Below are 14824 nucleotides of genomic sequence, written 5' to 3'. Positions count from 1 at the left end.
ACTCTTATGGCCAAATATATTTTGCAGCGGGTTTTATCTTTGATACCTATTCTGCTAGTCGTGGCTGTCGTTGTATTCCTGCTTATACATTTGACGCCGGGTGATCCTGCCAGCGTTATTTTGGGAGACGAGGCTAGTCCAGAAAGCGTAGCTGAGCTTCGGGCACAGCTTGGACTGGACCTTCCACTGTATCAGCAGTTTATATCCTGGTTCGGAGGCGTCCTTACCGGCGATCTTGGGGATTCCATATTTATGGATATGAGCGTAACGGAGGCTTTCTTTAGCAGGGTACAGCCAACGTTATCTCTCGCTGTTTTGGCGCAAATTATTGCGGTCGTTATCGCTTTGTTCATGGGAATTCTGGCGGCTAGGAAGAGAGGGACTCTTGCAGATCAAGCTGTTATGGGCATTTCCTTGCTGGGGATTTCTGTGCCAAGTTTTTTATTGGGATTATTTTTAATTCTGTTTTTTGCCGTTGAACTGCAGTGGCTCCCCGTCGCTGGATACAGACCTATAAGCGAAGGATTATGGGAACATTTGCGTTATTTGCTGCTACCCGCCATCGCACTTGGAGCAATGCAAGCCGCTTTAATCGCGCGTATGACCCGTTCATCCCTGATAGAGGTTCTGAGTGAGCAGTACATCAAAACGGCACGAGCCAAAGGGCTTAAAGAAAAGATCGTTGTATATAAGCATGCGCTTAAGAATGCGTTCATCCCGATTCTCACGGTAATCGGCGAAACATTCGGAACGCTCATTACAGGAGCATCTGTCATTGAAACCGTCTTTAACATTCCCGGAATCGGGCAATTAATCATTAATTCGATTGAACGGAGAGATTTCGCGCTTATTCAGGGAAGCATCCTGCTTATTACAATTACTTACGTTTTGCTTAATCTGTTGATTGATTTATTGTATGGATTGCTAGATCCGCGTATTAAGCTGAACCGGCGATAGGAAGGAAGAAGTCAGATGATATCAGATAAGCCAATAAAAATTCCTGCTGGTAACACACTGCGGAGGTACTGGACGAATCCGCTGCTGGCTACGGGTACGATATTAATTAGTCTCGTAACGCTGGCTTCGCTCTTGGCTCCATGGATCACTTCCCATGATCCATTGGCTATTGATACTTTGAATCGGTTAAAACCGCCAAGCGGGGAACACATTTTCGGAACGGATAATTTCGGGCGAGACGTGTACGCCCGTGTTATGTACGGACTCAGAGTATCTCTCATGGTTGGTGGAGCAGTAACGTTAATCTCGGGAATTCTCGGATTGCTCGTAGGACTGTTATCTGCTTACTATTCCTTGTGTGATCACATTTTAATGAGAATATGTGATGGATTATATGCCTTTCCGTCCATTTTGCTTGCTATTTCCATCGTCGCTATTATGGGTCCTCGAACCTTTAATGTCATAATCGCTTTATCTATCGTATACATTCCATCAATTGCCCGAATCGTCAGATCCGCGGCGCTCGTCATTAAAGAAAAAACCTATATTGAGGGACTCAGAGCACAGGGTGCAGGTCCTTTTCGTATTATTGGTCTTCATATTTTGCCTAACGTGCTTTCTCCATTGATTGTCCAGGCCTCTTTTATCTTTGCGGTCTCGATTCTTACTGAAGCATCTCTTAGCTTTTTGGGAGCAGGCATTCCGGCTCCTTCCCCGAGTCTTGGCAATTTGCTGCTTGATGGGAAAAACGTCATTTTTAATGCCTGGTGGATGACCGTCTATCCCGGTACTTGCATCATACTGATGATTCTTGGGCTTAATTTGCTCGGAGACGGCTTGCGGGATTTCCTTGATCCAAAGACGAAGGCCAGGAAGCGGCTCAAGAAGAACAACATAAGTAACAAAACAGGGAGGGAACTTCATGAGTCAGACTCCACTTTTGGAAGTTAGACATTTAACGACCATATTTCCGACAGAAACCGGTATTGTGAAGGCGGTCGATGGTGTATCCTTCCATATTGCTCCTGAAGAAACTGTAGGAATTGTAGGCGAATCGGGCTGTGGAAAAAGCGTTACTGCGGAGTCTATTATGCGTCTGTTCGATGAGAAGACGACGGAATACCGTGGGCAGATCATTTATAACGGCGTTGATTTGTTGCAGTTGTCCGAAGAAAAAATGCGTTCGGTCCGCGGAAATGATATTTCGATTATTTTTCAGGATCCGATGTCATCATTAAATCCCGTATATACGATTGGAGATCAGATTGCGGAAGCTATCATGCTGCATCAAAAGCTCGGAAAATCACAAGCCAAACGAAAAGCCGTTCAGCTGCTTAGTTTAACGGGGATTTCTGATCCTGAAGAGAGGCTTCATGCATATCCTCATGAACTATCTGGGGGGATGAGACAACGGGTTATGATTGCACTGGCACTCTCATGTGAACCTCGGCTGTTAATAGCGGATGAACCGACAACCGCACTTGATGTGACGATCCAAGCGCAAATTCTTGAACTCATGAATGAGCTGAAGTCCACTCTTCGGATGGGCATTATGCTCATAACTCATGATTTATCGGTGGTCGCGCAAATGTGCTCAAGGGTCATCGTCATGTACTTGGGGGAAGTCATAGAGGAAGCAGATGTCGTTACTTTGTTTGATCATCCCTTCCATCCCTATACGCTCGGTTTGCTGAAATCCGTCCCACAGATCGAAGGTGTACGAAAGGGAAAATTATATGAAATTAAAGGCACCGTACCGCAAATGGACGAAGTCAGTAACAGCTGCAGATTTTCACCAAGATGTCCTTTTGCAACGGAGATTTGCCGTACAAGCCCTCCAGCATTAGAGGAAGCTTCGGATGGACACAGAGTAAGATGCTGGCACTACAAAGAAATTGCAGCAAATGGAGGGGCGGAACATGAACTCGAATTTGAGCCATACTGAAGAGCCGCTGCTACGGATTGAGCATTTAACAAAGCACTTTGTGTCCAGAAGCGGATCGATTTTGCGTAAAAATCATGTGAAGGCTGTAGAGGACGTCAGCTTTTCAATTTATAAGGGAGAAACCTACGGTTTAGTAGGAGAATCCGGCAGCGGGAAGAGTACAACGGGGAGAACCCTGCTTCGCTTGGCAGAACCGACTTCAGGCAAAGCCTATTTCGAAGATCGCGACATATTTTCTCTTCCATCCAAGGCACTTAAAGCGCTTAGAAAAGACATGCAAATGATTTTTCAAGATCCGCATTCTTCACTGGACCCCAAAAAACGAGTCGGTTACAGCATTGCTGAGCCAATGATGATACATGGACAGGGTACAAAAAAGGAAAGACAGGAAAGAGTATTTGAACTGCTCGAACGAGTAGGGTTTACTGCTCAGCATGCGAACCGATTTCCTTATGAGTTCTCCGGAGGACAGCGGCAGCGGATTGGGATAGCCAAAGCCCTTGCCCTGCAGCCCAAGCTGATCGTATGTGATGAGCCGGTTTCTGCGCTAGATGTATCCATTCAGTCGCAAATTTTAAATTTATTAATCGAGCTTCAGTCCGAATATCGGCTGTCCTATTTATTCATTGCTCATGATCTTAGTGTGGTGAGGCACATTGCCGACCGGATCGGCGTCATGTATCTCGGACATTTGGTAGAACAAGCCCCAACCGATAAGTTGTTCACTCATCCACTTCATCCGTACACTCAGTTCCTGCTATCTGCCGTTCCGGCCCCTCATCCCAAATTAAAGAAGGAACGGATCATATTGCAAGGGGATATTCCATCCCCGCTTCATCCGCCTTCGGGATGTGTGTTTCATACGCGCTGTCCATATGCAATGGAGGTGTGTAAACAGGTACGTCCCGTTTCACTCGAAATTTCGTCCGGTCATAGCGTGCAATGCCATTTATATAACGATCAAGCAGAAGGGAAGGATTTCTAATGTCCAATATCAATTGGAATCAAAAAGAAAACGAAATGTTATCGTTAATTGAAGAGATCGTCAATATCGAGAGCGGCACTTTTCTCAAATCAGGCGTTGATCGAGTGGGAACGACCTTAGCTAATCTTTATAAAAATATCGGTTTTCAGGTTGAATCCGACATTCAAGAAGAAAGAGGCAATAATCTGGTCATTACCCATCCTGAAGCAAACCAGCCGGAGATTCTCATTATTGCTCATATGGATACGGTATTTCCAGAGGGAACGGTTGCAGAACGCCCTTTCACAAGAGATGAAAAAAATGCATATGGACCTGGAGTATTCGATATGAAAGCCAGTCAAATCACGACGCTTTATGCGATTAAGCATTTGATCGAGACGGGTAGCCACAGTTATAAGAACGTTAAGGTAATTCTGAATTCGGATGAAGAAGTAGGTTCCGTTCATTCCCGGCCGTTAATTGAGAAACATGCAAGTTTAAGCAAGTACGCGCTGATCGTGGAGCCAAGCGATGAGGACGGAACGCTGGTAACCGGCAGAAGAGGGGGAGGCAAATACTACTTGACCGTATCCGGAATTGCCGCCCATTCGGGAGCTGAGCCTGAAAAAGGCCGTAGTGCAATTGGAGAGTTGGCGCATAAGATTATTAAGCTCCACGCTTTAACAAATGCCGAAGCTGGCATCCATGTTAATGTAGGAGTCATTGGCGGAGGTACTTCTAGCAACACAATTGCTCCTCATGCGTTCGCTAACATTGACGTCCGGATGGAAACGCCGGAGCAAGCAGATGAGCTTGATCGGAGCATTAGGGATATCTGTTCACGAGTGGATATTGAAGGTACATCTTTAGAGCTTAGAGGAGGCATTACGCGACCTCCAATGATCAAAAACGAGCTTACGGAGGAATTATTGAATATTATACGTGAGGAAGCAAAGTACCTCGGGGAGGAGCTGAGTGATAAAAAGGTAGGCTCCGGTTCGGATGGTAATATCACCTCCTCTGTCGGGATTGCTACAATTGATGCGCTAGGCCCAAGAGGCGGCCATGCTCACAGTAAAGACGAATATTTAGTTATCGAATCACTTGTACCTCGGGTTAAGCTCCTTGCTAATGTAATTGATCGACTCAGCAGTCATAAATAAAGTTTAAGGGGAAAAGCAGTTATGACAAAAGCATATATTATTCACGAGAATGAAAGCTGGATTCTCCCGCTTCGCGAGGCTCTTGAAGAAATGGAAGTGCCCCATGAGTTCTGGCATCTAGATGAGGGCGCGTTGGATTTAAGTCAGCGTCCGCCACAAGGCATATTCTATAACCGAATGAGTGCTTCCTCACATTCTCGCAATCATCGTTACGCACCTGAATACACCTCAAATGTGCTCGCCTGGCTAGAGCATCACGGAAGAACCGTGCTGAATACAAGCCGTGCATTAGAGCTTGAAGTCAATAAAGTTAAACAGTACCTAGAGCTTCAAAAGTTTGGGATTGAGACACCGGCTACCATCGCTGCAGTAGGAAAAAAAGCAATCGTTGAGGCTGCAAACAACTTTCCTTACCGCTCTTTTATCACGAAACATAATCGGGCAGGAAAGGGGCTCGGCGTTTATTTGTTTGAAAGCATAGACAGCTTGGAGACGTACGTGGACAGCGAAGCTTTTGAGGAATCCATTGATGGGGTAACATTGATTCAGCAGTATATTCGGAATGAAGAACATTATATTACCCGCTGTGAATTCATAGACGGTAAGTTCTATTATGCTGTGAGAGTAGATACCTCGGAAGGATTTCAGTTATGTCCGGCGGATGCTTGTCAAATCGGAGACCAGTATTGTCCGGTTGGCGAAGAAGAGCAGGCCAGGAGAAAATTTGAAGTCATCGATGGCTTTAATAGTCCATTAATATCTAAGTACGAAGCCTTTCTTGCGCAGAACGGGATCAGCTTTGCAGGCATTGAATTTATAACGGATTCCACGGGTCGAGCCTACACCTATGACGTTAATACGAACACGAACTATAATCCAGAAGCTGAAAGCCTCGCTGACGTATCCGGTATGAAAGAAATTGCGAGAATCTTATCTGACTATTTAAAACGTGAAATTCAATTAGGTTCTTAAAAAGCACGTTAACCATATCAAACAAAAAGCAAAAGACAGAACCATGCATTCGGATTAAGAAGGCATGATTTGTCTTTTGCTTTTTTTTATCTTTGAACATTTTTTACCGAAGATATCTATATTACTTGAATTTGATTTCTTGTTCGATCTCGTTAATGACTTCAAATGCGCCATCCGAAAGATTGGAACATACAACTGCAAGCAATGAATGATCAGGATAGAAGAGTGCACGAAAGTTTACTCCCGGATCATAACCCATAAGTACATACTTCTCAATTTGCTGCGTATCCTTATGCTGTGTGATCCATAGGCCATATCCATACGCCAAGCCCTCACTCACTTGTACATGGGGCGTTAGGAGCAGATCTGTAAGCTCCGTTGACAGTAGTCCTCCTTCGATCAACTCTTCCCACAGCTTCATCATGTCAATAGCAGTTACATAAGCACCTCCATCAGACCCACCTCTTGCCGGAAGCGAATAGACATTCGTGCGATAGCCAGTTTCGGTTTCTATATAACCGAGTGCTGTCCGTTCAGGCAAGTTATCCATTTCAAAATAACCAGAATCGGTCATTCCTGCCTTCGCAAAAATATGCACTTCCACGTATTCCTGAAAAGCCATCTGACTTACTTGCTCTACAATTAGCCCGAGCAGAATATATCCAGCATTGCTATAATGAAATTTACTGCCGGCAGGATGCTTCATAGGCTCATTTTGGAACAGGGGGAGGAAATCCTCCAGACGACGGATATGATACATCGGTAGTTGAACCCAGAGTTCCTCAAAGTCATTCATTACCTCCTCATCAAAATAGTCGGGGATACCTGAAGTATGCGTTAGCAATTGATGAACGGTAATGCTGGGATCCAAATAAGGGAAGGAATAGGCACTGAGACATTCTTCAATTGTTGTAGTGAAAGCGAGTTTCTTCTGCTCAACCAGCTGGCAGATTGCAATCGCAGTGAATAACTTACAACCTGAAGCAATACCGAAGCGAGTATTCTCTTGGTTGCGAATTTGCTCTGAACGATTTGCATAACCATGGCTGAGCTTAAGAACCTCTTTAATCTCTTTATTGTTAGATTTTGCGTAAATGCTTCCCGAAAAATGGTGTTGTTCCATGAGTTCCTGAATTCGTTCCTGCAGCTTGGTATTCATTTCATCCATCTCCCATCTATGAAAGTGTATAATTCATGTTAGCATGGTGTATGACTGCGAGTGTGGTGATAAATTCCTATAATGGTACTTTACAAGATTTAAAGCTTGCACACTGTTCATAGAGCGCTGTTAGTGCTGGTTATACATTCATCGGTCAACCTGGAATGATGAGGAGAATGTCGTTCTTGGACTCGGCTAATAGTTATTGTCTGATGTAATTGCTGTAGTTAGCATTAGATTATTTGAGTTATTATAGACAAGCAAGACAAAAGCAAGGCAATCTCAAACATACATGAGTTTGCCTTGCTTGTCTTATGCTGCGTATTTCAATCCACACATAACCTTTAATCATCATTCACCAACTCAATACTATCGTTATTCTCTTAAGTACTGAAGAATCATGCTCACAAACTGTTCTGGCATTTGTTGATTTTGATATGAATCTTCTGCTTTGATTGCCGTGATGCTTAGTTTTTGCAGGAGTCCCATCATGGAGGTGAATATAAATGGTGCCGTACGGAAAGGATCAATATCCGCTTTCAATGAACCGTCGCGTATTCCTGATCTTAAGGCATCCGATAAGAAATGCTGTTCTTTGTTCTTGTGAATGAACTCTGCATAGCGTTGTTTCAGATCCTGGTTGGAATTATAGGATTCATAATGAAGATCGAACAGCAGAATAAACTTGAAGTATTCTGGATGAACTCTGGCGTACTCAATCCACAGATTCAGGATCGATTCCAGCTGCATGAGGCCGTTCATCTCAGGGGTAACCTCTCGCATTATAAATTCAGTCATATCCTGCAAAATTTCCATTTGTATTTCAAATATCAAATCATCCATTGAAGGAAAATGCTTGTAGAAGGTAACCCGGCTGACACCTGCGGATTTACATATATCATGAATATTGACACTTAAGAAGCTGTTCTTCATAAACAGCTGTTTGCCGGATGTAATCAATTCTTCACGATTTTTGTTTTTTACAGCTTGCTGCCAGTTTTCGTTCATGATCAAGACACCTGTTTCCTTTCTTTCACATATATATGCCTGCTTCTGTTCATGTTATAGGTGATGGCGAGAGCAGTCAACAGAACGATCGAACCAAGGATATATGGTAAATTCAAATGCCAGTCAAACAAGATACCCGCAAGTAACGGTCCAAGAATGGTACCAAGGCTGGTATAGGTTGTGTTCAATCCTGAAGCATATCCCTGTCTGTCACCTGCTGCGTTGGATATGAGCGTGCTGAGTGTAGGTCTCAAAAAGGCATTAAACGCAAAGAACAGGGAAGAGACAATCAACAGATACACTAAATTGACTTGGAACAGCATTAGCAATAATGAAATTGAGGTCATGACTAACGATAGCCTGATGAGCCCAATTTCCCCAATCCATTTTATAAATCGGTGCAAGAGCCACACTTGAACGATAATCCCAATGATGGCTCCAGTGGTAATGACTATTGAGATTTGTGCGGCAGTATAGCCGTATTTTTGTTCAACGAAGAGCGCATACACGGTCTCATAATTTACCAAACCGAAGGTAATAACAAAGATTAGGATGAGGTAAGGGAAATATGGAGTTCTAAATGATTGTGAGATCTGCTGCCCAATCGGTTCCCGTACTTTACGACTTGCTGCAAGCCGCTTGTCTTCTGTAAGAGTCTCTGGCATGAGAAGAGTCAGGACTGTGGCAATAAGTCCCAATCCCGCTGCGACAAAATACGGAACCCTTATCCCAAATTCGGCAATGATTCCTCCGAGACCAGGTCCGAGAACCATGCCCAGATTCATCGCAGCTCCTAGATATCCCATGCCTTTGGCACGTGTGTCTGAGGTTGTGATATCTGCAACATAAGCCATATTGGAAGGAACCATAAATCCGAGCCCCATTCCTCCAATGAAACGAGCGAGATACAAGAGGGGCAGCGAATTCGATATGGCAAACATGAAATCAGAGATGACCGTGAGAAACAGTCCGAACATGATCATTTTTTTACGTCCCATCTGGTCCGAAAGCTTGCCGCCAATCGGGGAGAATATGAATTGTGCGGCACCGAACGCAGCGACAAGAAATCCTGCAGCTGCTCCCGCAGCATCGAATTGCTTCAGATACTCTGGCAAAATAGGAATAACCATGCCTTGACCCAGCAAAGCGATAAACAAGTTAAGCATCAAGATAAAAAGCGGGAATTTCGTGGATCGATATAAGCTCATAATTCCTCTCCTTGAAAACGTGTTTATGGTTTACGTATTGTAAACTTTACAACATGTAAACCATTTTAAGAAAAAAAGAGAAGGTTGTAAATCAAAAACTTGCCGTTTGTTTGACAGAGGGGTAACGCATAGTATACAGCTCAATATAATAGTTGGTTTACTTTTTGGAGAGAAGAAGTGGTTTTATGGCGAAAGCCAGCTGAAATCTTAAACTCTGCATACTTTCTTTTAGAGGAACACCAGTAATTTTTTCGCATTTTTCTAAACGATATATAACCGTGTTGCGATGAATGTATAGCTCCTTAGCTGTATCGAGCAGATGGCAGTGGTTTTTATAGTAGACATGAAGCGTCTTAAGCAGCTCTTCTCGTTCATTTTCATTTAAAGTCAGGAAGCCTTTGAATGTATCCTCATAGAAATGTTTAAGCTCCTCCACAGGAAGCATTCGAAATAAATATCCTATATCATTCGATTGATAAGTGTGAACAAAGCGTGGCTTCCCCATTTGTTGACCGTAGGTTAAAGCTTTTGCTGCTTCTTCATAGCTAAAACGAATGTCCAAGATATGGGTGAATAAGTTACCTGCTCCAAAAGAGAAGCTCCTGCCTTCGTTGTTGTATAAAAAGTTCGATATTTCCTCAAGCATGCGGACAAATGCAATTTCATCCCACTTCAATTCCTCCACGTAGAACAGGCTGATAAACTGGTCGCTTTTTGTGAACATTGTAAAAGGGATGCCGAGCAGCGAAATTCTCCTTTTAATCAGCTCGTATTTTTTATCACGAAGAGAGATGGCTGTTTCATCAAAAGATAGGGAAGGCTGCTTCAAATAATGCGAAATCTCATCCTCTTTTGCGATACATAGGAGCATACTTCTTGAGGCATCAAGGCCATATTTTTTCCCTCTGTGCAATGCTTCTTGTTCAGATATGAATCCATCGATTAAATCGGAGAAAAATTCATTTTTGTATCTTCGAGAGCGCTCTTTTACAGCCTGGTTTTTTGAAAATTCCATCCCAATTACATGCGCAGCCTGTTCTATTGCGATCATTAACAATTTATCCATCTTCCAATCGTGGTTTAGTTGTATGATATACCCTTCATTGCGGTAGGTATGAATCGGAAAGACAGTCATGTATCTATAATCCGTTTCAAACGAATGGACAAGGCCGAGTGTATCAGGTTCTTTATGACTAAAGGGTACTTGTAAAGCAGATAGGATGTTGTTCAGTAAGCTTCGTATCATTCCATCTTGAAAGTGTTCGCTTTCTTCAACAATCTGCAGCCTATGGCTCAGTAAAATGACTGGGGCGGACAGTATACCAGCGAGCGTTTCTATAATAAGTGCTTTCCCTTTCCCTGCAAAGTCATTGAGCTGAACTGCTTGTTAATCGAAATTGCATATTGGAGCTCATGATTTTTATTCTCTAACAGATAGCCAGTCGATTGTTCTAGAATTTCTCCCAGTGAATGATTAACAGAGGAAAGCTCAATAATGGGGAAGCTGAGAGATTCGGCTTTCTCTAGAACGGACTTGGGTATGTCGAGTTTAAAGCGTTTGGTCTTCACGGCAAGACCTGAGCAGCCCAGCTTGTCCATCTGTTGAATCAAATCCATCATAAGCGCGGGTTCTTTTTTCATGAAATAACCATTAGAGAGGAGCAGCTGTCCCGGTTTGACGTAGTGAATGATGTCAGGAGCATCCATCAGATTCACTGAATCAACTAATCGATCAAGTCCCAATTTGCCAGTAAGAAGCATAGATTTTGAGAATATAGGATTACTTAATAGATGCTTTAAATACAAGAGCAGTACCCCCTTATAATAATTGTGTAATGAAAGATAACATAAAATACTTATTTTTGGAATGTTTTTGTTATACAAGTCTGAAAACGCAAGAAATAATTAGATTTTATGTACAATGACGAACATAAAACATTCAGCTACAATGAAAAAAGAATAAAACAAGTCAGCAAAGCTAACATCTCAAGGTTGTTGAAAGTTTAGGGGGGGTTCTAATGCAGATTACTAGAAAACATGCTTCTGTATTTAACAAAAAAAGAGGGTCACCGAAGACAGGAGTTCTGAAGAGAAATACAAAGCTTATCCGTAACAATCCGGTACTGCTGATCATGATGCTGCCAGGAATCATTTATCTGATCATTAACAATTATTTACCGATGTTTGGTATTTTTATTGCATTTAAAGACATCAATTTCGCCAAAGGTATTTGGGGTAGTGAATGGGTGGGGTGGAGCAATTTTACTTACTTGTTCAGCTCTCAGGATGTATTGCGAATCACAAGAAACACGATTTTGTATAACGGGGCGTTTATCATCCTGGGAACAACAGCTTCCATTACCGTAGCGATTCTATTAAACGAAATCAAAACCAAAATCTTTGCAAGATTTTATCAGAGCGTTATTCTTCTTCCGTATCTCATCTCCATGGTCGTCATTGCCTATTTAGTACTCGCTTTTCTCAATGAAGAGAATGGCTTCATCAACCAAAGTCTGCTTCCATTGCTTGGACATGACTCCGTGTCCTGGTATACCTCGCCAGAATATTGGCCCTATATTCTTACCTTTGTTCACTTGTGGAAAATTATAGGATACTCCTGCATCGTATATTTAGCTGCCATTCTTGGCATTCCTCACGACCTTTATGAATCAGCAACTCTGGATGGTGCATCCAAATGGAAGCAAATTTGGAGCATCACCCTGCCCATGATCACACCAACCATAATCGTGCTGTTTCTTCTTGACGTTGGGCGTATTTTTTACTCTGATTTCGGTCTGTTCTTCCAGGTCCCCCTGAATTCCGGCGCTTTGCAGCCCACGACCGATGTTATAGACACCTATGTGTACAGAGGACTGATGACGTTTGGGGATTTAGGAATGTCATCTGCAGCCGGGTTATACCAGTCCGTTGTCGGATTTATGTTAGTGGTAACGATGAATGGGATGGTGAGGAGAAGAAATAAAGACCTCGCACTATTCTAGAAGGAGGCCAACAAGTGAAGGGAAACGGAATTTTCCAAACAATAACCCATTTGGTGTTAGCCATTCTAAGTATCATGGCTTTACTTCCTTTTGTATTGCTAGTATCCGCTTCGTTGACGGACGAAAAAGCGATCCTGGAGCACGGATACAGTCTAATCCCGGTAGAGTTCAGCTTGGAGGCATATCGTTATCTATTTGATCAGGCCGAAACCATCACGAGAGCTTACGGTATTACTGTGCTTGTGTCTTTAGCGGGGACTTTCCTAGGCGTGCTGATTTCCACTTTGCTTGCTTACCCATTGTCCAGAAGCACTTTGCCATTCCGAAATGCGTTTGCCTTCTTCGTATTTTTTACACTGCTGTTTAACGGAGGTTTGGTATCGTACTATCTCGTCTATACCGAATTGCTGAACCTGAAAGACACAATCTGGGCATTGCTGCTTCCTAACTTGCTGACCAATGGTTTTTTCATTCTTATCATGAAGAGCTTTTTCTCGATATCTATACCGCCAGAAGTCGTAGAATCCGCTTATGTCGACGGAGCAGGCGAGTGGAAGATTTATTACAAAATGGTGTTGCCGCTTTCGTTACCCAGCTTGGCTACAATTGGGCTCATGCTGCTCATATCTTATTGGAATGATTGGTATAACGGACTGATTTTCATTAATGACGGTAAATTATTTAGTATTCAAAATCTGCTGAACCGAATGCTTGCCGATGTGCAGTACCTCCAGCAGAACAATTTGTCCGGAGCAGCCGTTTCTACTTCGCTTCCTATTGCAAGCGTGAGAATGGCGATTGCGGTCATCGGTATTTTGCCTCTGGTTCTAACGTATCCGTTCTTTCAGAAATTTTTTGTCAAAGGTTTAACGATTGGTGCAGTTAAGGGTTGAAGCGAAAATTGAGCTCTGCGAGAACTCTTAAGATGAACTGAATTTATTACGGAGGAGGGCGAAGGTACATGTTCATGAAGCTGTTCAAGCCGGGAATTTTCACGCTTCTGTCTGTTTTCGTATTGTTAACGGGATGCGGGGTGAACGGAAATGACAACAAACAAGCGGCAACCGTAGAGGGGGAATACGAGGTTGTTATGGCTTATCCGGTATTTGGAGACGTCAGTGATGTGTCAAGCGTCGAAACGGCCATGAGTGAGCTGGCTCGGCAGAAAATAGGAGCTACGGTGAAGCTGATTCCGATTACAGGTTCCAATTACAGTAACCAGATGAATCTTATGCTGGCCGGTAGTGAGAAGCTGGACCTCGTATATACCAGTGTATGGATGGGATTTGAAACCCAGGCAAGCCGTGGACAGCTTATACCAATGGACGAACTGCTATCGACTCACGGAGCGAAAATATTAAACGAGGTTCCTTCTTATGGTCTGGAAGCCGGACAGATCCAAGGAGAGACCTATGGTATTCCCAGTTTAAAAGGCTGGGCACTCACGCCTAGTTTTGTTATTGCGACAGAGATCATTAAAGAACTGAATATCAATTCTTCAGGTATTCGTACCTGGACGGATCTTACCTCCGTGCTACAGAAATTGAAAGAAGTCAAGCCTGAAATGATCCCTATGGCTAGTTATAACACTTCCGAGGCACCCGGGACTGCAATGATGTATTTTGACCCCCTAGGGCTTACAGCCGGCGTGCTGCCTTTTGAAGGTGAGGGATATCAATTGTTACAGGCTGAAGAGACAGAGCTATATAACGAGACTGTCAATCTTATGCGTTCTTGGTACCAACAAGGATACTTTAGCAAAGACATTGCTACAACTCAGGAAACAGCGGCGACGCTGGTCAAGAACGGAAAGGCCGCATCCTATATCCGCAATATAAACGATTGCTATTCTGAATCGGTACCAGCAGGAACTGAATTAACCTGCATCCCCATGGAGGAGCCTTACATGACCCGTAACAGCATTTCATCTAATATGATCTCCATCTCGAGAAACAGTGAGCAGCCAGAGAAGGCGATGCAGTTCATGGAACTTCTGTACACTGATTCAGAAATGATGAATCTTTTTGTGAATGGAATAGAGGGAGTGCATTACGTCAAGCAAGGAGATCAAATTGCATTGCCTGAAGGAAAGGACAGTACAGGATATGCTTCAAATCCATCCCTGATCGGCAATAATTTCTTGACCTACGTGTGGTCTGGGAATGATCCGGACATGTGGACTGCTGTTCAGAAGACCAATGGAGCAGCGGTGAAATCAAGGGCTATGGGATTCAGCTTTGACATCTCAGGTGTCAAAAATGAGATTACCGCCGTATCGAATGTAGATAATCAATACAGCACAGGATTCATGACGGGAATTTCCGATCCGGCTTTGATTCCGGAATACGTGTCCAAATTGAAGGCTGCGGGTATTGAGCGCATCATCCAAGAGAAGCAGAAACAGATGGATGAATGGCTTTTGACCAATAAAAAAGATTAAGGATGG

14 protein-coding genes are annotated in these 14824 nt (G+C 43.3%); 9 read left to right on the top strand and 5 right to left on the bottom strand.

What is annotated here, in order from left to right:
- The first annotated feature begins 6 nt into the window (after positions 1 to 6).
- Genes ACFSVM_RS12500 through ACFSVM_RS12475 form a run of 6 tightly spaced genes read left to right on the top strand, consistent with a single transcriptional unit; the run spans position 7 to position 6001 of the window.
- Positions 7 to 957 carry an ABC transporter permease gene (locus ACFSVM_RS12500; RefSeq protein WP_076313625.1) on the top strand — a complete coding sequence of 317 codons (951 nt, stop codon included), beginning with the start codon at positions 7 to 9 and terminating at the stop codon, positions 955 to 957.
- Between the two features lie 15 nt (positions 958 to 972).
- The gene (locus ACFSVM_RS12495; protein ID WP_076313626.1) at positions 973 to 1908 is read left to right on the top strand and encodes an ABC transporter permease; all 936 of its coding nucleotides are present in this window, start codon (positions 973 to 975) and stop codon (positions 1906 to 1908) included.
- Entirely contained in the window at positions 1880 to 2902 is a 1023-nt protein-coding gene (locus tag ACFSVM_RS12490; protein WP_076313627.1) for an ABC transporter ATP-binding protein, read from the top strand. The genes ACFSVM_RS12495 and ACFSVM_RS12490 overlap by 29 nt, the downstream gene beginning before the upstream one ends.
- Complete coding sequence (locus ACFSVM_RS12485) at positions 2877 to 3887, top strand: ABC transporter ATP-binding protein (RefSeq protein ID WP_076313628.1); 1011 nt, start codon at positions 2877 to 2879, stop codon at positions 3885 to 3887. The genes ACFSVM_RS12490 and ACFSVM_RS12485 overlap by 26 nt, the downstream gene beginning before the upstream one ends.
- Positions 3887 to 5029, top strand: a complete 1143-nt coding sequence (locus ACFSVM_RS12480; protein WP_076313629.1) for a M20 family metallopeptidase — start codon at positions 3887 to 3889, stop codon at positions 5027 to 5029. Before ACFSVM_RS12485 ends, ACFSVM_RS12480 begins: the two co-directional genes overlap by 1 nt.
- 21 nt (positions 5030 to 5050) lie before the next feature.
- Positions 5051 to 6001 (top strand): ATP-grasp domain-containing protein, encoded by a 951-nt coding sequence (locus ACFSVM_RS12475; protein ID WP_379262451.1) that lies wholly within the window; start codon positions 5051 to 5053, stop codon positions 5999 to 6001.
- Positions 6002 to 6122: 121 nt separating this feature from the next.
- Here the strand turns inward: ACFSVM_RS12475 and ACFSVM_RS12470 are convergent, their stop codons facing one another.
- The 5 genes from ACFSVM_RS12470 to ACFSVM_RS12450 all read right to left on the bottom strand — a co-directional run bounded on the left by ACFSVM_RS12470 (position 6123) and on the right by ACFSVM_RS12450 (position 11182).
- Positions 6123 to 7160, bottom strand: a complete 1038-nt coding sequence (locus ACFSVM_RS12470; RefSeq protein WP_379262449.1) for a serine hydrolase domain-containing protein — start codon at positions 7158 to 7160, stop codon at positions 6123 to 6125.
- Positions 7161 to 7535: 375 nt separating this feature from the next.
- Positions 7536 to 8168: a TetR/AcrR family transcriptional regulator gene (locus ACFSVM_RS12465; protein WP_379262447.1), complete on the bottom strand. Its 633-nt coding sequence runs from the start codon at positions 8166 to 8168 to the stop codon at positions 7536 to 7538.
- Between the two features lie 2 nt (positions 8169 to 8170).
- Complete coding sequence (locus ACFSVM_RS12460) at positions 8171 to 9376, bottom strand: MFS transporter (protein ID WP_379262445.1); 1206 nt, start codon at positions 9374 to 9376, stop codon at positions 8171 to 8173.
- 157 nt (positions 9377 to 9533) lie between these two features.
- A complete protein-coding gene (locus ACFSVM_RS12455) occupies positions 9534 to 10511 on the bottom strand; it encodes a PucR family transcriptional regulator (RefSeq protein WP_379262443.1) in 978 nt (325 codons plus the stop codon).
- 200 nt (positions 10512 to 10711) lie between these two features.
- Entirely contained in the window at positions 10712 to 11182 is a 471-nt protein-coding gene (locus ACFSVM_RS12450) for a PucR family transcriptional regulator ligand-binding domain-containing protein (RefSeq protein WP_379262441.1), read from the bottom strand.
- Between the two features lie 212 nt (positions 11183 to 11394).
- Between ACFSVM_RS12450 and ACFSVM_RS12445 the strand changes: the two genes are divergently transcribed.
- The 3 genes from ACFSVM_RS12445 (at position 11395) to ACFSVM_RS12435 (ending at position 14818) form a co-directional block, all read left to right on the top strand.
- Positions 11395 to 12378 carry an ABC transporter permease gene (locus ACFSVM_RS12445; protein WP_379262439.1) on the top strand — a complete coding sequence of 328 codons (984 nt, stop codon included), beginning with the start codon at positions 11395 to 11397 and terminating at the stop codon, positions 12376 to 12378.
- A 14-nt stretch (positions 12379 to 12392) separates the two neighbouring features.
- The gene (locus ACFSVM_RS12440) at positions 12393 to 13271 is read left to right on the top strand and encodes a carbohydrate ABC transporter permease (protein WP_379262437.1); all 879 of its coding nucleotides are present in this window, start codon (positions 12393 to 12395) and stop codon (positions 13269 to 13271) included.
- Positions 13272 to 13339: 68 nt separating this feature from the next.
- Entirely contained in the window at positions 13340 to 14818 is a 1479-nt protein-coding gene (locus ACFSVM_RS12435) for an ABC transporter substrate-binding protein (RefSeq protein WP_379262435.1), read from the top strand.
- Positions 14819 to 14824 lie beyond the last annotated feature (6 nt).

Origin of the sequence: Paenibacillus shunpengii, from assembly GCF_042684905.1 — a bacterium.
Classification (GTDB): domain Bacteria; phylum Bacillota; class Bacilli; order Paenibacillales; family Paenibacillaceae; genus Paenibacillus; species Paenibacillus shunpengii.
This window is presented reverse-complemented; position numbering and strand designations above follow the sequence as displayed.

What these genes read in the sequence shown, in the direction of transcription:
- ACFSVM_RS12500 (WP_076313625.1), top strand. Translation starts at nt 7, where the DNA reads ATGGCCAAATATATTTTGCAGCGGGTTTTATCTTTGATACCTATTCTG.
- ACFSVM_RS12495 (WP_076313626.1), top strand. Translation starts at nt 973, where the DNA reads ATGATATCAGATAAGCCAATAAAAATTCCTGCTGGTAACACACTGCGG.
- ACFSVM_RS12490 (WP_076313627.1), top strand. Translation starts at nt 1,880, where the DNA reads ATGAGTCAGACTCCACTTTTGGAAGTTAGACATTTAACGACCATATTT.
- ACFSVM_RS12485 (WP_076313628.1), top strand. Translation starts at nt 2,877, where the DNA reads ATGAACTCGAATTTGAGCCATACTGAAGAGCCGCTGCTACGGATTGAG.
- ACFSVM_RS12480 (WP_076313629.1), top strand. Translation starts at nt 3,887, where the DNA reads ATGTCCAATATCAATTGGAATCAAAAAGAAAACGAAATGTTATCGTTA.
- ACFSVM_RS12475 (WP_379262451.1), top strand. Translation starts at nt 5,051, where the DNA reads ATGACAAAAGCATATATTATTCACGAGAATGAAAGCTGGATTCTCCCG.
- ACFSVM_RS12470 (WP_379262449.1), bottom strand. Translation starts at nt 7,160, where the DNA reads ATGAATACCAAGCTGCAGGAACGAATTCAGGAACTCATGGAACAACAC.
- ACFSVM_RS12465 (WP_379262447.1), bottom strand. Translation starts at nt 8,168, where the DNA reads ATGAACGAAAACTGGCAGCAAGCTGTAAAAAACAAAAATCGTGAAGAA.
- ACFSVM_RS12460 (WP_379262445.1), bottom strand. Translation starts at nt 9,376, where the DNA reads ATGAGCTTATATCGATCCACGAAATTCCCGCTTTTTATCTTGATGCTT.
- ACFSVM_RS12455 (WP_379262443.1), bottom strand. Translation starts at nt 10,511, where the DNA reads ATGACTGTCTTTCCGATTCATACCTACCGCAATGAAGGGTATATCATA.
- ACFSVM_RS12445 (WP_379262439.1), top strand. Translation starts at nt 11,395, where the DNA reads ATGCAGATTACTAGAAAACATGCTTCTGTATTTAACAAAAAAAGAGGG.
- ACFSVM_RS12435 (WP_379262435.1), top strand. Translation starts at nt 13,340, where the DNA reads ATGTTCATGAAGCTGTTCAAGCCGGGAATTTTCACGCTTCTGTCTGTT.